The 17,672-nt window shown below is 73.3% G+C and carries 14 protein-coding genes; 12 read left to right on the top strand and 2 right to left on the bottom strand.

Going from position 1 to position 17,672, the window contains the following annotated elements; genetic code table 11:
* Positions 1-34: 34 nt before the first annotated feature.
* Both ACP4IX_RS17605 and ACP4IX_RS17600 read left to right on the top strand, forming a co-directional pair.
* Positions 35-3,790 carry a glycosyltransferase gene (locus ACP4IX_RS17605; protein WP_426556055.1) on the top strand — a complete coding sequence of 1,252 codons (3,756 nt, stop codon included), beginning with the start codon at positions 35-37 and terminating at the stop codon, positions 3,788-3,790.
* Positions 3,787-5,256, top strand: a complete 1,470-nt coding sequence (locus tag ACP4IX_RS17600; protein ID WP_426556054.1) for a DUF5719 family protein — start codon at positions 3,787-3,789, stop codon at positions 5,254-5,256. Before ACP4IX_RS17605 ends, ACP4IX_RS17600 begins: the two co-directional genes overlap by 4 nt.
* A 304-nt stretch (positions 5,257-5,560) precedes the next feature.
* On the opposite strand, the gene ACP4IX_RS17595 is transcribed toward ACP4IX_RS17600, so the two are convergent.
* Complete coding sequence (locus ACP4IX_RS17595) at positions 5,561-6,022, bottom strand: metallopeptidase family protein (RefSeq protein WP_426521431.1); 462 nt, start codon at positions 6,020-6,022, stop codon at positions 5,561-5,563.
* A gap of 293 nt (positions 6,023-6,315) precedes the next feature.
* Between ACP4IX_RS17595 and ACP4IX_RS17590 the strand changes: the two genes are divergently transcribed.
* The 9 genes from ACP4IX_RS17590 to ACP4IX_RS17550 all read left to right on the top strand — a co-directional run bounded on the left by ACP4IX_RS17590 (position 6,316) and on the right by ACP4IX_RS17550 (position 15,166).
* Positions 6,316-6,738 carry a DUF3499 domain-containing protein gene (locus ACP4IX_RS17590; protein WP_426521416.1) on the top strand — a complete coding sequence of 141 codons (423 nt, stop codon included), beginning with the start codon at positions 6,316-6,318 and terminating at the stop codon, positions 6,736-6,738.
* A 50-nt stretch (positions 6,739-6,788) separates the two neighbouring features.
* The gene (locus ACP4IX_RS17585; protein WP_426556123.1) at positions 6,789-6,959 is read left to right on the top strand and encodes a hypothetical protein; all 171 of its coding nucleotides are present in this window, start codon (positions 6,789-6,791) and stop codon (positions 6,957-6,959) included.
* A 182-nt stretch (positions 6,960-7,141) separates the two neighbouring features.
* On the top strand, positions 7,142-8,506 hold the full coding sequence (locus ACP4IX_RS17580; protein WP_426556053.1) for a phosphomannomutase/phosphoglucomutase: 1,365 nt from the start codon (positions 7,142-7,144) through the stop codon (positions 8,504-8,506).
* A gap of 242 nt (positions 8,507-8,748) precedes the next feature.
* Complete coding sequence (locus ACP4IX_RS17575; protein WP_007450268.1) at positions 8,749-8,919, top strand: Trm112 family protein; 171 nt, start codon at positions 8,749-8,751, stop codon at positions 8,917-8,919.
* 123 nt (positions 8,920-9,042) lie between these two features.
* Complete coding sequence (locus tag ACP4IX_RS17570; protein WP_426521418.1) at positions 9,043-10,170, top strand: SIS domain-containing protein; 1,128 nt, start codon at positions 9,043-9,045, stop codon at positions 10,168-10,170.
* Between the two features lie 111 nt (positions 10,171-10,281).
* Positions 10,282-11,433, top strand: coding sequence for a mannose-6-phosphate isomerase, class I (gene manA, locus ACP4IX_RS17565; RefSeq protein ID WP_426556052.1), 1,152 nt, complete (start codon positions 10,282-10,284; stop codon positions 11,431-11,433).
* Positions 11,434-11,613: 180 nt separating this feature from the next.
* Positions 11,614-12,594: a cation diffusion facilitator family transporter gene (locus ACP4IX_RS17560; RefSeq protein ID WP_426521420.1), complete on the top strand. Its 981-nt coding sequence runs from the start codon at positions 11,614-11,616 to the stop codon at positions 12,592-12,594.
* Between the two features lie 339 nt (positions 12,595-12,933).
* Positions 12,934-14,391 carry an adenosylhomocysteinase gene (gene ahcY, locus ACP4IX_RS17555; RefSeq protein WP_426521421.1) on the top strand — a complete coding sequence of 486 codons (1,458 nt, stop codon included), beginning with the start codon at positions 12,934-12,936 and terminating at the stop codon, positions 14,389-14,391.
* A 160-nt stretch (positions 14,392-14,551) separates the two neighbouring features.
* On the top strand, positions 14,552-15,166 hold the full coding sequence (locus ACP4IX_RS17550; protein WP_426556051.1) for a hypothetical protein: 615 nt from the start codon (positions 14,552-14,554) through the stop codon (positions 15,164-15,166).
* Positions 15,167-15,188: 22 nt separating this feature from the next.
* Here ACP4IX_RS17550 and ACP4IX_RS17545 read toward each other — a convergent pair whose 3' ends face one another.
* Positions 15,189-16,136 (bottom strand): RDD family protein, encoded by a 948-nt coding sequence (locus ACP4IX_RS17545; protein ID WP_426556050.1) that lies wholly within the window; start codon positions 16,134-16,136, stop codon positions 15,189-15,191.
* A 126-nt stretch (positions 16,137-16,262) separates the two neighbouring features.
* On the opposite strand from ACP4IX_RS17545, the gene ACP4IX_RS17540 reads away from it, so the two are divergent.
* A complete protein-coding gene (locus ACP4IX_RS17540) occupies positions 16,263-17,270 on the top strand; it encodes a stage II sporulation protein M (RefSeq protein ID WP_426556049.1) in 1,008 nt (335 codons plus the stop codon).
* Positions 17,271-17,672 lie beyond the last annotated feature (402 nt).

Genomic DNA, 17,672 nt, shown 5'->3' with positions numbered 1-17,672 from the left:
CACCGCAGTCCACCGAACCGGGGCCCGTACCTCGATGTCCGTGCACAGCCACACGGCAGCCCAGCAAGACCTCGCTGCCACACCTGAGTTCCCGCGCCACGTGGTGACCGCGGTCCTCGTCGCCCACGACGGAGCCCGCTGGCTGCCCGACGCCCTCGCCGGGCTGCTCGGCCAGGAACGCCCCGTCCAGCACGCCGTGGCCGCCGACACCGGCAGCGCCGACGACTCCGCCCGGCTGGTCACCGAGGCCCTCGGCGACGACCGCGTGCTCCACCTCGCCCGGCGCACCGGCTTCGGCCAGGCCGTCGAGGAGGCCGCCCGCAGCGCACCCGTCCTCACCCCGGAGGACCTGCCGTACCTGAGGCGGCCCAGCGGCTGGGACCCCGTCACCCGCACCTGGCGCGACGACACCTACGACCTGCCGGAGCTTCCCCACGGAGAGCCGGTGCAGTGGCTGTGGCTGCTGCACGACGACTGCGCCCCCGAGCCCGACGCCCTGGCCCAGCTGCTGCGCGTCGTGGACAACGAGTACGAACTCGGCCGCGACGACGTCGCCGTCGTCGGGCCCAAACTCCGCGGCTGGTACGACCGCCGGCAACTGCTGGAGGTCGGCGTCTCCATCGCCAACTCCGGCCGCCGCTGGACCGGCCTGGACCGCCGCGAACAGGACCAGGGTCAGCACGACCACGTCCGGCCCGTCCTGTCGGTGTCCACCGCCGGCATGCTGATCCGGCGTGACGTCTTCGAGCGGCTCGGCGGGTTCGACCGCCGGCTGCCCCTGATGCGCGACGACGTCGACCTGTGCTGGCGTGCGCACGCCGCCGGACTCCGCGTCCTCGTCGCCCCCGAGGCGGTCGTACGCCACGCCGAGGCGGCCTCCCGCGAACGCCGCGCCGTCGACTGCGCGGGCCGCACCACCGCCTCCCCGCACAAGGTGGACAAGGCCGGCGCCGTCCACACCCTCCTCGTCAACGTCCGCACCGCCGCCCTGCCCTGGGTGCTGCTGCGCATCGTCCTCGGCACCCTGCTGCGGGCCCTCGCCTACCTCGTCGGCAAGGTCCCCGGACAGGCCGTCGACGAGATCCGCGGCCTGCTGGGCGTCCTGCTGCGACCCGAGCGCATCATCGCCGGACGGCGTGAACGCGGCCGGCCGCAGGTCGAGAAGGACGAACTGCGCGCCCTGTTCCCGCCGCCCGGCGCGACCATCCGCGTCACCGTCGAACAGGTCGCCGGCAACCTCGTCCGCAGCTCCGACGCCGAGACGGCCCCCGGCGCCGGACGGCACGGCGGCGCCATCGAGTCCGGACCCGGCGGCGACGACGCCGACTTCCTGGAGATCGAGCAGTTCGCCCGGCTCAAGCGCGTCGCCCGCAAGCCCGGCCCGGTGCTCTTCCTCGTCCTGCTGTTCGTCTCCCTGGCCGCCTGCCGCGCCCTTTTCGGCGGCGGAGCCCTGGCGGGCGGCGCGCTGCTGCCCGCCCCGGCCGGCGCCGGCGAGCTGTGGTCGCGGTACACGGACGCCTGGCACACGGTGGGCACGGGCGGCACCGCCTCCGCACCGCCCTACCTCGCGATCGTCGCCACGCTCGCCTCCCTGCTGCTGGGCTCCACCGGGCTGGCCGTCACCCTGCTGCTGGTCTGCTCGGTCCCCCTGGCCGGCGTCACTGCGTACTTCGCCTCCCGCCCGCTCGTCACCTCCCGGCTGCTGCGCGCGTGGGCGGCGGTCGCCTACGCCTTCCTGCCCGCCGCCACCGGCGCGCTCGCCGGCGGCCGCATCGGCACCGCCGTCCTCGCCGTGCTGCTCCCGCTCATCGCGCGGGCGGGCGCCTCGGCGGCCGGCCTGACGGGCTCGTCCGGCACCCGCGGCAGCTGGCGGGCCACCTGGGCGTACGCGCTGCTGCTGACGATCACCACCGCCTTCACCCCCGTCGTGTGGCCCGTCGCGCTGCTCCTCGGCGTCGGCGTCCTGGCCCTGCGCAGGGGCGACATCACGGCGTACGGGCTGCGTTTCCTCGCCCAGCTCGGCACCCCCCTGCTGCTCCTCGCGCCCTGGTCGCTGTCCCTGCTCCCGTTCGGCTTCTTCGACGAGGCGGGACTGGAGTACGGCGCTTCGGCCGCCTCCGCCCTCGACCTGCTCGGGGCGAGCCCCGGCGGCCCCGGCACGGTCGGCGGACTGGTCCTCCTCGGCATCGTGCTCGCCGCGCTGGCCGCCCTGCTGCGCTCCGAGCGGCAGTTGGGCATCCGCACGGCCTGGGCCGTCGCCCTGACCGCCCTGGTCTTCGCGGTCCTCTCCAACCGCTCCGCCTGGGCCGGCCCCGCCACCCTCGTCTACGGCATCGCCCTGCTGTCCGCCGCGGCCCTCGGCGCCGACGGGGCACGCTCGCGCGTCGCCGAGCAGAGCTTCGGCTGGCGCCAGCCCGTCGCCGCCCTGATCGCCCTCGCCTCGGCCGTCGGCCCGCTGATCGCCGCCACCGGCTGGATGATCGGGGGCGCCGACGGCCCCCTGGAGCGGCGCGACCCCGTACAGGTGCCCGCGTTCGTCGCCGAGGAGAGCCGCACCCGCGACCAGGTCCGCACCCTCGTCCTCGACAGCGACTCCGCCGCACAGGTGCGTTACATGCTGGTCCGCGGCTCCGGAGTCCGCCTCGGCGACGGCGAACTCGCCGCCACGGACGCCGGGAACGGCGGGCTCGACAAGATCGTCGCCAATCTCGTGGCCGGCTCCGGCGCCGACCAGGCCGACCAGCTCGGCGGCTTCGCCGTGCGCTACGTCCTCGTGCACGACGCGCCCCACGAGGTCAGCCGCGTCCTGGACGCGACGCCCGGCCTGAGCCGGCTGAGCCAGCAGGACGGCAGCGGACTGTGGCGGGTGGACCAGGAGGTCGCGCGCGTGACCATCGTGTCCGGCGAGGGCTCCGGTACCGGCTCCGGTGCCGGTGCCGGTGAGCCGCAGCCCGTCGCGGCCGGGCCCGTCGAGGTCCACACCGAGATCCCGTCCGGCTCCGAGGGCCGGGTGCTGCGCCTCGCCGACACCGCCGCCGAGGGCTGGACGGCCACGCTGGACGGCAAACCGCTCACCCGCACCACGGTCGACGGCTGGGCCCAGGGCTTCGAACTCCCCGCCTCCGGCGGACAGCTGGACATCACGTACGACGCCCCGTTCACCCACACCGTGTGGCTGTGGGCCCAGGGCCTCCTCGGCATCGTCCTGGTCGTCCTGGCCCTGCCCGGCAGGCGCCGCGACGTCGACGACGACCTGCCGGACGAACCGCTCGTCCCCGCCGAGGCGATGGAGGGCGACGGCCGCCGGGCCCGGCGACTGCGCGCCCAGGCGGAGGCGGAGGCCGAGGCCGCGGCCGGCTCCGAGCCGGTGACCGGGGACACGCCCGGCACGGGCGAGAGCGGCCCGCCCGCGCAGACACCCGTGACGGTTCCGCAGCAGCCGGCGTACGGCGCATGGGACTCGGCGGGGTACGCGGGCACGGAGAACGACTCCTACGGGACGTACGGCGCCGAGCAGTACCAGGACGGCAGGCCGTACGACCCCGGAGCGTACGGGCAGCAGCCGTACCAGGGCGACGCCTACCAGGGCGGCCGGGCCGATCCGTACGAGGCGGGTCAGTACGACCCGTACGGCTACGCCAACCCGCCCGGCCCGTCCGGGGCCGGCACGTACGACCCCGCCTACGACCAGACGTACGGCCAGGGCGGATACGACACGCCCTACGACCCTTCCCAGCCCCACCACCCCCACGGCACGGGCACTGAGCGTCCCGACGGGAGCCAGCAGTGAAGCGCACCACCCTGTCCCTGTTCGCCGGCGCGACCGCGCTCGCCGCGATCACCGGATTCGCGGCGGTCACCACACCGGCCGCCACCGGCCCGGACACCGCCGAGCCGGCCGCCCGGCTGCCCGTGGAGCGCACCAGCCTGCTGTGCCCGGTGCCCAGCACGTCCGACCTCGCGGAGACGTCGTACACGTCCTTCACGCCCGTCACCAAGGGCACCGACGACAAGGGCGGGGCCGTCCTCGAGGCCGGGACCGCCGAGGACGCGAAGAAGACCGGGAAGCCCGTCGTGCAGCCGAAGGCGCCCGGCACGCCGGTCACCGGCCGGATCTCCGGCGCCGACGGGTCCGCGCTCGTCGGAACCGCCGAGGGGAGTCACGCGCCCGGCTGGACCGTCCAGCAGACCACGGAGGTCGCCGCCGGGACGGGCCGTGGGCTGCAGGGCGTCACCTGCACCGCCCCGGACACCGAGTTCTGGTTCCCGGGCGCCAGCACGGCGACCGGCCGGACCGACTACGTGCACCTGACGAACCCCGACGACTCGGCGGCCGTCGTCGACATCGAGCTCTACGGCGAGGACGGAGCCGTGAAGTCCACGGTGGGCGAAGGCATCACCGTGCCGCCGCACGGCAGTGAGTCCCTGCTGCTGTCGACGCTCAGCGACGTGGAGCAGACCGACCTCACCGTGCACGTCGGCGTGCGCAGCGGGCGGGTCGGGGCCGCGGTGCAGGCCCTGGACGACAAGACCGGCGGCGACTGGCTGGCCGCGGCCGCGGACCCGGCGAGCGACCTCGTGCTGCCGGGCATCCCCAAGGACGCCACCGCCGTACGCCTGGTGCTGTTCACGCCCGGCGGCACCGACGCCGACCTGAAGGTGCGGCTCGCCTCGCCGTCCGGGTCGATCGCGCCCGCCGGGCACGAGACGGTGCGCGTCAAGGCGGGCACGACGACGGGCGTCGACCTCGGCGAGGTCACGCGCGGCGAGGCCGGATCGCTGGTGCTGACGCCGGCCGGCAGTTCCGTTCCGGTCGTGGCGGCGCTCCGGGTCGTGCGGGGCAAGGGCGGCGAGCAGGAGTCGGCGTTCATCCCGGCCTCCGACCCGGTCGGCGCGCGCGCGACGGCCGCGGACAACCGGGCCAAGAGCACGACACTGTCCCTGACCGCCCCCGAGAAGGCCGCGAAGGTCAAGGTCACGGCGTCGGCGGGCACCGAGGGCGGTACGACGGCGACCAGGACGTACACGATCAAGGGCGGCACGACCCAGGACGTCGAGGCACCGGTCCCCGCCGGCCTCAAGGGCACCTACGCGCTGACGGTCGAGACGGTCTCGGGCGGCCCGGTCCACGCGTCCCGGACCCTGACCGGGCAGGACGACGACGTGGCGTCCTTCACCGTGCAAACCCTCCCCGACGACCGGGGAACGGTCTCGGTACCGAACGCGGACGACGACGTGTCGGTACTGCAGAGGTAGCCGCTCGGTACTGCAGAGGAGCCGCGCCCGTACCGCGGCGGCAGCCGTGCCCGTACGGCCGCACGGGCAGCCGTGCCGTACGGCCATGGGCGTCCGTGCCTCCCGCCGTGCCCCCACCGGGCCCGGACAGTCCGGGAGGCGTCCCCGCAGGCGGCGCGGGTGGGCGCGGCGCGGGTGGGTGGTGGGGTATCCCTCCCGCCGGGCGGAGCCGGGAGCGGGGGCGGCGCCCCGCCACGCGGGGGCTCGCGCCCCTCCCTCAGCACCGACGCGGCGCGCGGGGCCACCGCGCGCGGCCCCGGCCCCCTCAGTCCTCCCCGTACCCGGGGTCCACGGTCTCCGGCGTCAGCCCCAGCAACTCCGCCACCTGCTCGACGACGATGTCGTGCACGAGCGCCGCCCGCTCGTCCCGCCCCTTCGTCCGGATCTCGACCGGCCGCCGGTACACGATCACCCGCCCCCGCCGCCCGTCCCGCGAGGGCACCGTCCCGCCGAGCGGAACCGCCTCGTCGTCCCACACGTCCCCGGGCCCGGCGGCCGTGTTCAGCCGCGGCACGTCGAGGACGAGGAAATCGACGTCGGCGAGTTGCGGCCACCGCCGTTCCAGGCGCTCCACGGAATCCCGCACCAGGTCCGCGAAGACCTCGCCGCGGCTCGCGGCGAGCGGAACCTGCGGGGGAGCGATCGGTCCGCGCATGCCCCGACCGTGGCGATCACGACGGCGGGGCCCTGGGCGGCCGGCATCACGGGGCGTCACGGGGTTGTCCATCACTGCTGAAGGGTAGTCCCCGCCGGGGCCGCGCGCCGGGCCGTACACGCACACCGGACCACGCCCGGGCCCCTGCGCCGGATGTCGCCGGATGACCGTTCCAGCCAAAGTTGGGCTCAATTCCATATCTCTCCGCGACCGTCGAACTCACAGTAAATGTCGCTGTTTGTGTCGGATCGTGACCACTCCCCGAACCGTCCGGTATCCTGAAATCCGGTGTCCTCGCAGGTCAACGAGGCGTGTCCGGAGGGCTCCGCGGGGCGTTCCGCAGCACGACACGGTGGTGTGACCTGGTGGATAGTCTTCGCGGCCCGCTCAAGAGTGCGGTACCGTCCAACATCGTGAGCCCTGTACGTCGCTGTTCGCGCACCGCCTGCGGCCGTCCCGCCGTCGCGACGCTGACGTACGTCTACGCCGACTCGACCGCGGTCCTCGGCCCGCTCGCCACCTACGCCGAACCCCACTGCTACGACTTGTGCGCCGAGCACTCCGAGCGCCTCACCGCCCCGCGCGGCTGGGAGGTCGTCCGCCTCCTCGACGGCTCCGCCCCGGCCCGCCCCAGCGGCGACGACCTGGAAGCGCTCGCCAACGCGGTGCGCGAGGCGGCCCGTCCCCAGGAGCGCGCGGCCGAGGCCGGCGGCGGTCCCCGGACGGCGGACCCGATGGAGGTCGCGCGCCGCGGCCACCTGCGGGTGCTGCGCTCGCCGGACAACTGAGCGCACCCACCGCGCTCCCGCTCCTCTTCCGCCTCCTCTTCCGCTTTCGCATGGCGGAACCCGGGGAGGCGCCCGTGCTCGCCCTCGCCTGCGTCGTGAACCTCTCCGGGCAGGCCGCCACCATCGGCCACTTCGTCGCGGCGTCCGGCGCCGGACTCGCTTCCTGCCGCCGGTCCTCGGCCGGACGCTGCCCTGCCCTGCCCTGCCCTGCCCTGCCCTGACCTGTCCTGCCCTGACCTCGCGCCGACGTCGCCCCACCGCGCCCCTCCCGCCCCCGTAACCGCCCCGGCCCAGCCCCGGCCTCCGCCCCGACCTCCGCCCCGGCCTCGGGGAACCGCCCGGCGCCCGGCCGGCGGTTGCGGGTAGTTTGTGGGCTCCTACAGGACTTTCAGGAAGGTTGGCCGTGGCTGCTGATCTGTCGCAGATCGTGAAGGCGTACGACGTGCGCGGTGTGGTCCCGGACCAGTGGGACGAGTCGCTGGCCGAGCTGTTCGGCGCGGCCTTCGTCGAACTGACCGGCGCGAGCGCCATCGTGGTCGGCCACGACATGCGCCCCTCGTCCCCGGGACTGTCCGGCGCCTTCGCGCGCGGGGCGGCGGCCCGCGGCGCCGACGTCACCGAGATCGGCCTGTGCTCCACCGACCAGCTGTACTACGCCTCCGGCGCGCTGGACCTGCCGGGCGCCATGTTCACGGCCTCGCACAACCCGGCCCAGTACAACGGCATCAAGCTGTGCCGGGCGGGCGCCGCCCCCGTCGGCCAGGACACCGGCCTCGCGGAGATCCGCGCCCTGGTGGAGCGCTGGAGCGCGTCCGGAGCCCCGGAGCCCTCCACCCGCCCGGGCACGGTCACCCGCCGCGACACCCTCGCCGACTACGCGGCCCACCTGCGTTCCCTCGTCGACCTCACCGCCATCAGGCCCCTGAAGGTCGTCGTCGACGCCGGCAACGGCATGGGCGGCCACACCGTCCCCTCGGTCTTCGCCGGCCTGCCCCTCGACCTCGTGCCGATGTACTTCGAACTGGACGGCACCTTCCCCCACCACGAGGCCAACCCGCTCGACCCGGCCAACCTCGTCGACCTGCAGAAGCGCGTCCGCGAGGAGGGCGCGGACCTCGGCCTCGCCTTCGACGGCGACGCCGACCGCTGCTTCGTCGTCGACCGGAACGGCGACCCGGTCTCCCCGTCCGCGGTGACCGCCCTCGTGGCCGCCCGCGAACTCGCCCGCAACGGCGGCAAGGGCACGGTCATCCACAACCTGATCACCTCCTGGTCCGTCCCGGAAGTCGTGCGGGAGAACGGCGGCACCCCGGAACGCACGCGCGTGGGCCACTCCTTCATCAAGGCCGAGATGGCCAGGACCGGCGCCATCTTCGGCGGCGAGCACTCCGCGCACTACTACTTCCGGGACTTCTGGAACGCCGACACCGGCATGCTGGCCGCCCTCCACGTCCTCGCCGCCCTCGGCGGACAGGAGGGCCCCCTGTCCGCCCTGGTCGCCCAGTACGACCGCTACGCGGGCTCCGGCGAGATCAACTCCACCGTCGCCGACCAGGCCGCCCGCCTCGCCGCGATCAGGACCGCGTACGAGGGCCGTGACGACGTCACCCTGGACGATCTGGACGGCCTCACCATCACGGCGGCCGACTGGTGGTTCAACGTCCGCCCCTCCAACACCGAGCCGTTGCTGCGCCTCAACGCCGAGGCACGCGACGAGGCCACGATGACGAAGGTGCGGGACGAGGCGCTGGCGATCATCCGGGGATGAGAGCGCCGCCGGCCGGCCGGGGGCAGGAGCGCCGCGCCGGCCCCCTTCTCCAGCCGACCGGGCCGGGCGGCCGGTGGGCACGGGCCGGGTACGGACCGGGGCACAGGCCGGGGCCGAGCGGGGGTCGGGGCACGGAGCCCGCCGACGGGGCCGCGGTGGCGGCACCCCTCCACCAGGCCCCCACCGGCGGTACCCTGACCAGCACATCCGCACAAGCCGAACCTCCCCCGAAGGGAACCCCCATGCCGCTCGAAGCCGGCCTCCTGGAGATCCTCGCCTGCCCCGCCTGCCACGCCCCCCTCAAGGAGCAGGACGCGGAGCTGATCTGCACCGGCCAGGACTGCGGCCTGGCCTACCCGGTGCGCGACGGCATCCCGGTCCTCCTCGTCGACGAGGCCCGCCGCCCCGAGTAGCCGACGGGGGCCCGCCGCCCCGAGTAGCCGACGAGGCCCCGCCCCGAGTAACCGACGGCCGGTCCACGGCCGGGGGAACCCGCGCACCCGAACGAACGCACCCGGCGATCGGAGACTGCCGCCATGCTCGACGAATCGCTCCTCGACGCCCCGGAGCGTCTCACCGAGGCCGACCGCCGCGGCCTGCTCCGCGGCGCCGCCGAGGCCGGTGCCCGCGTCCGCACCGCCGCCCGGCACGCCGCCGAGGCCGGCGTCGGCAACCTCAAGCCGGACGGCCGGCCCCGCGCCGTCCTGATCGCCGGCCCCGGCGCCGCCGCGACCCACGCCGCCGACCTCCTCGGCACCCTCGCCGGCGCCGGCAGCCCCGTCACCCGCCTCGCCCCCACCGGCGTCGCCCCCGCCGCAGGCGCCCTGCGCTGGGAACTGCCCGGCTGGGCCGGCTCCGTGGACCTCCTGCTGATCGCCACCCCCGACGGCACCGAGCCCGGCCTCGCCCTGCTCGCCGAGCAGGCCTACCGCCGGGGCTGCACCGTCGTCGCCGTCGCCCCCGCCCGGTCCCCGCTCAGCGAATCGGTGAACGGATCCCACGGGCTGTTCATCCCGATGGCGACCGCCCCCTACGACCACGACGAGCCCCTCGCCGGTGCCGCCCCCGGCGTGCTGTGGGCGCTGCTCACCCCGCTCCTCGCCCTGCTGGACCGCACCGCCCTGCTCGACGCGCCGCCCGACGCCATCGAGAAGGTCGCCGACCGCCTCGACCGCATCGCCGAGCGCTGCGGGCCGGCCATCGTGACGTACAGCAACCCCGCCAAGACCTTGGCGTCCGAGGTCGCCGACTCACTCCCCGTCATCTGGACCGAGGGCACCTCGGCCGGACCCGCGGGCCGCCGCTTCGCCGCCGCGCTCGCCGAACTCGCCGGCACCCCGGCCGTCGTCGCCGAACTGCCCGAGGCGCTCGGCGCGCACAGCGCCCTGCTCGCCGGCCGACTCGCCGCCGGCGCCGACCCCGACGACTTCTTCCGCGACCGCGTCGAGGAGGCGCCCGCCCTCCACGCGCGCGTGGTGCTCCTCCGCGACCGCCCCAGCGGCGGCCTCACCGCCGCTCCCACCGCCCGCGACCTCGCCCTCGGCCACGACACGCCGATCAGCGAACTGGAACCGGAAGCGGGCGGCGAACTGGAGACCCTCGCCGAGCTGATCGCCATCACGGATTTCGCCGCCGTTTACCTGGCGATCGCCTCGCACGCCTGATCCCGTACGCACCATCTCGTACGTACCAGCGCCACGCACCATCTCCACGTACCAGCGCCCCGCACCAGCGCCACGTACGAGGACACGCGCACGCACCGGCAGAGAGAGCCCATGGACCGCCTCGACAACACCGTCCGCCCCTACGCCTGGGGTTCCACCAAAGCGATCCCGACCCTGCTCGGGACCGAGCCGACCGGCGAACCGCAGGCGGAGATGTGGATGGGCGCCCACCCCGGCGCCCCCTCCCGCACCGACCGGGGGACCCTCGCCGACGTCGTCGACGCCGACCCCGAGCGGGAACTGGGCGCCGCCTCCGTGGCCAGGTTCGGCCCCCGGCTGCCCTTCCTCCTCAAGCTCCTCGCCGCCGGCGCCCCGCTCTCCCTCCAGGTCCACCCCGACCTGACCCAGGCCAGGGCGGGCTACGAGGACGAAGAGCGCCGCGGAGTCCCCCTGGACGCCCCGCACCGCAACTACAAGGACACCAACCACAAGCCCGAACTGATCTGCGCCCTCACCGAGTTCGACGGCCTGTGCGGCTTCCGCGCCCCCGCCGGGACGGCCGACCTGTTCGACGGCCTGGGCATCGCCTCCCTCAAGCCCTACGCCGACCTGCTGCGCGCGCACCCCGAGGACGCCGCCCTGCGCGAGGTCCTCACCGCGATCCTCACCGCCGACCCCGAGGACATGTCCCGCACGGTCACCGAGGCCGCGGCCGCCTGCGACCGCCTCGGCGGGGCCTACGCGCCCTACGCCGACATCGCCCACCACTACCCGGGCGACCCCGGCGTCCTCGCCGCGATGCTCCTCAACCACGTCCGGCTCCAGCCCGGCGAGGCCCTGTACCTCGGCGCCGGCATCCCGCACGCCTACCTCGACGGCCTCGGCGTCGAGATCATGGCCAACTCCGACAACGTCCTGCGCTGCGGTCTGACCCCCAAGCACGTCGACGTCCCCGAACTGCTGCGCGTCGTCCGCTTCGAGGCCGGCGACCCCGGCATCCTCCGCCCGGAGGCGTCCCCCGACGGCGAAGAGGTCTACGACACTCCCATCGACGAGTTCCGGCTCTCCCGGTACGTCCTCCCCGAGGGCGGCGGCAGCCACGAACTCACCCGGCCCACCCCGCAGATCCTGCTCTGCACGGCCGGCACGGTGCGGGTGGGCGAACACGAACTGGGCCCCGGCCGTTCCGTCTTCGTCCCCGCCGGGGAAAAGGCCGGAGTATCCGGGTCCGGCACGCTCTTCCGCGCCACCGTACGTGTGTGACACGGACGGACACGGACACGCCCCTGAAAGAGGCCTGACGGGCGTACGACTGGGCATCCGGCACATCGAGGCCCGCACGGGCTGCAACAATGACGCACCGCGAAGGAGGGGCGGAGCCGACGACAGGCCGAGCCCCACCGGCGTACGGACGCAGCCGAAGGCGAAGGGACAACGCGACACATGAGCGCGTCAGGCGGAACCAAGGCGATCGTGGCGGCACTGCTCGCCAACCTCTCGATCGCGGTAGCGAAATTCGTGGCGTTCGTCTTCAGCGGATCCTCATCGATGCTCGCGGAATCCGTACACTCCCTCGCCGACTCCGGCAACCAGGGACTGCTGCTCCTCGGCGGCAAGCGAGCCCAGCGCGAGGCCACCCCCCAGCACCCGTTCGGCTACGGCCGCGAGCGCTACATCTACGCCTTCCTCGTCTCCATCGTGCTCTTCTCGGTCGGCGGCATGTTCGCCCTCTACGAGGGCTACGAGAAGATCAAGCACCCGCACGACATCGAGCACTGGTACTGGCCGGTGGGCGTCCTGGTCTTCGCGATCATCGCCGAGACCTTCTCCTTCCGGACCGCCATCAAGGAGTCCAACGCGCTGCGCGGGAAGAAGTCCTGGAAGGAGTTCGTCCGCCACGCCAAGGCCCCCGAACTGCCCGTCGTCCTCCTCGAGGACCTCGGCGCCCTCGTCGGCCTGATCCTCGCCCTCGCCGGTGTCGGCATGGCCCTGCTCACCGGCGACGGAGTCTGGGACGGCGTCGGCACCCTGTGCATCGGCGTGCTGCTCATCCTGATCGCACTGGTCCTGGCCGTCGAGACCAAGTCCCTGCTGCTCGGCGAGGCCGCGGGCGTCGAGGCGGTCCAGCGGATCGAGTCCGCGATCGTCGCCGGTGACACGGTCACCGGCGTCATCCACATGCGCACGCTCCACCTGGGCCCCGAGGAGCTGCTGGTCGCCGCCAAGATCGCCGTCCGCCACGACGGCACGGCCACCGAGATCGCCTCCGCGATCGACGCCGCCGAGGCCCGTATCCGCGAGGCCGTCCCCATCGCCCGCGTCATCTACCTGGAACCGGACATCTACAGCGAGTCCGAGGCGACCAAGGGCCCGGACCGCGAGGCGAGCCCCGGCGGCCCGGCCACACCGCCCGCCGCCCACTGACGTCCGCACCACCCGCACCCCACGGGGCCCGCCGATCCACTCGGCGGGCCCCGCCGGTCCCCGGTCCCGGCGGAACCCGTCACGCCTCGTGAACGTCCGGAAGTGTTCGGAGGCGGACTGGGGGCGGCGGGCACCCGCGGTGTAGCTTGGGACGGAGCCAGACGTCGCTGCTGATGGCGGTCGGGCGGTCCAGGACGGACCGGCCGAGGGAGAGAGGGCCTCCGACGGACTGCGCTGCGCGCACGCGGGCATGCCTGTGTCCTCTTCGGGGCACCCCTGTGTCCGCCGCCGCGCAGGTCAGCCGTACCCACCTCGACCCAACCCGAGGAGCAGCCCGTAATGACGACTGTCGACAACCGGCAGGACTTCAAGGTCGCCGACCTCTCCCTGGCCGCGTTCGGCCGCAAGGAGATCACCCTCGCCGAGCACGAGATGCCCGGCCTCATGGCGATCCGCAGGGAGTACGCCGAGGCCCAGCCCCTCGCCGGCGCCCGCGTCACCGGCTCCCTGCACATGACCGTGCAGACCGCCGTGCTCATCGAGACCCTCGTCGCCCTGGGCGCCGAGGTCCGCTGGGCCTCCTGCAACATCTTCTCCACCCAGGACCACGCGGCCGCCGCCATCGCCGTCGGCCCGAACGGCACGCCCGACGACCCGCAGGGCGTCCCGGTCTTCGCCTGGAAGGGCGAGACCCTCGAGGAGTACTGGTGGTGCACGGAGCAGGCCCTGACCTGGCCGAACACCGCCACCGGCGGCCCGAACATGATCCTCGACGACGGCGGTGACGCCACCCTCCTCGTCCACAAGGGCGTCGAGTACGAGAAGGACGGCAAGGTCCCCTCGGTCGACACCGCCGAGTCCGACGAGCACCGCGTCATCCTGGAACTCCTCACCCGCACGGTGAGCGAGAGCCCGCAGAAGTGGACCCAGCTGGCGTCCGAGATCCGCGGCGTGACCGAGGAGACCACGACGGGCGTCCACCGCCTGTACGAGATGCACCGCGACGGCACCCTGCTGTTCCCGGCGATCAACGTGAACGACGCGGTGACGAAGTCGAAGTTCGACAACAAGTACGGCTGCCGCCACTCCCTGATCGACGGCATCAACCGCGCCACGGACGTCCTCATCGGAGGCAAGACCGCGGTCGTCTGCGGCTACGGCGACGTGGGCAAGGGCTGCGCGGAGTCCCTGCGCGGCCAGGGCGCCCGCGTGATCGTCACCGAGATCGACCCGATCTGCGCGCTGCAGGCGGCGATGGACGGCTACCAGGTCACGACGCTGGACGAGGTCGTCGACAAGGCCGACATCTTCGTCACCACGACCGGCAACAAGGACATCATCATGGCCTCGGACATGGCCAAGATGAAGCACCAGGCGATCATCGGCAACATCGGCCACTTCGACAACGAGATCGACATGGCCGGCCTCGCGAAGATCCCCGGCATCGTCAAGGACGAGGTCAAGCCCCAGGTCCACACCTGGACCTTCCCCGACGGCAAGGTCCTCATCGTGCTGTCCGAGGGCCGCCTGCTGAACCTGGGCAACGCGACCGGTCACCCGTCGTTCGTGATGTCCAACTCCTTCGCGGACCAGACCCTGGCCCAGATCGAGCTGTTCACCAAGCCCGACGAGTACCCGACCGACGTCTACGTGCTGCCCAAGCACCTCGACGAGAAGGTCGCCCGCCTCCACCTCGACGCCCTCGGCGTCAAGCTGACCACGCTCCGCCAGGAGCAGGCCGACTACATCGGCGTCAAGGTCGAGGGCCCGTACAAGGCGGACCACTACCGCTACTGAGCAGGCCCGCGTCCCAGCCGGCGGGGGAGCGTCCGTGCAGACGTTCTCCTCGGCCGGCTGCCGGCTCCTCCGAGACAGGCCCCCGCACCCCCGTGGCGGGGGCCTGCCCCGTTGGCGCCTCAGCGGCCGGACCAGCAGCCCGTCACCACCCAGGACCCCCATGCCCCGCGGCCGATATTCGCTCCACGATCCGCACGACCACACCCTCCTCGCAGAAGAACACTTCCAGTGCGCCCCCGGCCCCTCCGGCTGGCGCTACGTCTCCCGGCTGACCACACCCACCGGAGACCACCAGGGCTCCGTCGACCTCGCCCTCGACGAACTCGGCCGCCCCATTCGCCTCGAACTCCACGCCGCGAGCTGGCAGGTACGGGGCGCGGCCATCGACGGCGTCACCTGGGTCCGTACCGACCCCACCGGAGTCCACGCCACCGAAGGCAATGCGCGTGCCCACGCCTTCACCGGCACCTCCCCGGCCTTCCTCGTCGCCGTCACCCGTCTCCTGCGCCTCACCCCCTCCGGACCGGCCACCCGTGTACGCCTCGTCGCCCTCACCGACCCGGTCCTCGCCCCCCGCACCTTGGACCAGTCCTGGGCCCTGCTCGACAGAGAAGCACACGCCACTGACAACGGCCCCCTCACCGTGGACGAATACCAGGTCACAGCCCTGGACACGGGCGAGCGGTACTCCGTGCACATCGCCGGCGACGTCGTACTCGCGGCCCCCGGCATCGAGCTGGAGGATCTGGAGTCACCACCGTCCGTGTTCCCGTGAGCGAGGTCGCGGGAACGCCCGTCTACGCCGGCGGTACGAACCCGGTGCCGGGACGGGCTCCCGACGCGGTGTCCCGCGGCTCCTCGGGCCGGGCTCCTGGCGAAGGCGCGTTCTGCGGCACCGCGGGTGGCACCGCCCACGGCAGCGCGGGCGGTGCCACCGGAGAAGCCGAGGGCGGAGGAGCCATCGGCGCCGTCACCGCGGGCCCCCCACCCGCGAACCCGCCTCCGAACGCCCGCCGGGCCTCCCGGGCCTGCCGTTCCTGCAGCACCGCCGCCAGGTAGGCCGCCGGCGGAACCTCCTGCGGCACCGGGGCGCCCGTACGAGCCGCCACATCGGAGGCGAGCCGTTCCGCCATGGCCCAGCCGACCCGGGGATCGAGCTGCCCCATCCGGGCCAGGTACTGGCGGACGGCAAGCCACAGATCATCGGGTACGGCGGACAGATCAAGCCCCGAGAACCGTCCCGCCAGCCAGGGCGGAGGCGGCGGCAGGAAGCCCGCCGGTGAGACCGGCACCCGCTCCCGCACGACCAGGGTCCCCGCGAACACGTCACCGAGCCGCCGCCCCCGCGCCGACACGAGCGAGGCGATACAGGCGACGACACCGAACGTCATGAGGATCTCGATCACCCCGATCAGACCCCGCACCAGCGAGTGCCGGAACCGGATCGGCCCGCCGTCGTCCCGCACCACCCGCAGCCCGCACGCCATCTTCCCGAGCGACCGCCCGTGGCTGAGCGTCTCCACCGCGATCGGCCCGCCCACGAGCACCAGGACGAAAGCCGCGATCGATATCGCTGTCTGCGCCGCCATGTCCAAGGAGGCGGTGGAGGCCACCAGAACGATGGTCACCGCCACATAGACGGTCACGGCCACCACCAGGTCGAGCAGGACGGCCAACCCTCTGCTGGGCAGCCTCGCGGGGCGCAACTCCAGCGCCACCGCCTCGCCCGTCACCAGCTCACTCACGCCTGCCGCCCTTCCCCTGACTGCCCCCGTCCCCGCCAGTCTGCCAAGCTGAGGACACGCCGCGCCGCGGTACGACAAGCTGATCCACGACGAGCCGCCGACGATAGCCGAGGAGCAGGCACACCGATGGACCTCGACGTCTTCGTCTCCGCCCACCGGGCGGAGTGGGACCGCCTCGACGCCCTGCTCCGGCGCCGGCGCCGGCTGACCGGCGCCGAGACCGACGAGCTCGTCGCCCTCTACCAGCGCACGGCCACCCACCTCTCCCTGATCCAGTCCAGCGCACCCGACCCGCAGCTGACCGGACGGCTCAGCCAACTGGTGGCACGCGCGCGCAGTGCGGTCACCGGGACCCGCCGAGCTTCCTGGCGCGACGTCACCCGCTTCCTGACCCAGCAGTTCCCCGCTGCCGTCTACCGGGCACGCCACTGGTGGGTCCCCACGGCACTTCTGTCGACCGCTGTCGCAGCGCTCCTCGGCTGGTGGATCGGCACCCACCCGGAGGTGCAGTCCACCATCGCGGCGCCCAGCGAACTGCGGGAGATGACCCGCCCCGGCGGCCAGTACGAGACGTACTACTCGAGCCACCCCGCGGCCTCCTTCGCCGCACAGGTCTGGACGAACAACGCCTGGGCCGCCGCGCTCTGCCTAATCCTGGGCGTCTTCCTGGGCCTGCCCGTCATCTGGATCCTGTTCCAGAACATGCTCAACCTCGGCGTCGGCTTCGGCCTGATGTCCTCGGCCGGCCGCCTCGACACGTTCCTCGGCCTCGTCCTGCCCCACGGCCTGCTCGAACTGACCGCGGTCTTCGTGGCCGCGGGCACCGGCCTGCGTCTCGGCTGGACCCTCGTCGACCCGGGCCCGCGCACCCGGCGCGTCGCCCTGGCCGAGGAGGGCCGGGCCGCCCTCGGCATGGCGATCGGTCTCGCCCTGGTCCTGTTCCTGTCCGGCGCCATCGAAGGCTTCGTCACCCCGTCCGGCCTGCCCACCTGGGCACGCATCACCATCGGAATCGTCGCAGAGCTGGCTTTCCTCGCCTACGTCTACGTCCTGGGCGGTCGCGCGGTGCGCGCCGGTGACACGGGTGACGTCGAGGCGGCCGAGCGCAGCGCCACCGTGCCGACGGCCGCCTGATGTGCATCCATCCCCGGTGAGCTGCTAGTGTCCTCTTCGTTCCCGCAAGAGCCGTTGACACGGTGCGAGCGGGGAGGTAGATTCAAACAGTTGCCTGGAGATGGGGTCACCCCAGAGGGCGACGGTGAGTGTCTATCTGCTTCCTGCCGAATCAATGCATTCGACGAAGCACTCTCCCGATGAATCGGAAATGAACGGCCGGTCAGACCGGCCCGGAACTTCTGATAAAGTCGGAACCGCCGGAAAGGGAAACGCGAAAGCGGGAACCTGGAAAGCGCCGAGGAAATCGGATCGGAAAAGGATCTGATAGAGTCGGAAACGCAAAACCGAAGGGAAGCGCCCGGAGGAAAGCCTGAGAGAGTCTCTCGGGTGAGTACAAAGGAAGCGTCCGTTCCTTGAGAA

The organism is Streptomyces sp. WG5, from assembly GCF_049974565.1.
Taxonomy (GTDB): Bacteria; Actinomycetota; Actinomycetes; order Streptomycetales; family Streptomycetaceae; genus Streptomyces.
Note: the sequence above shows the minus strand (reverse complement) of the source record. Positions and strands in the feature narration are given on the sequence as shown.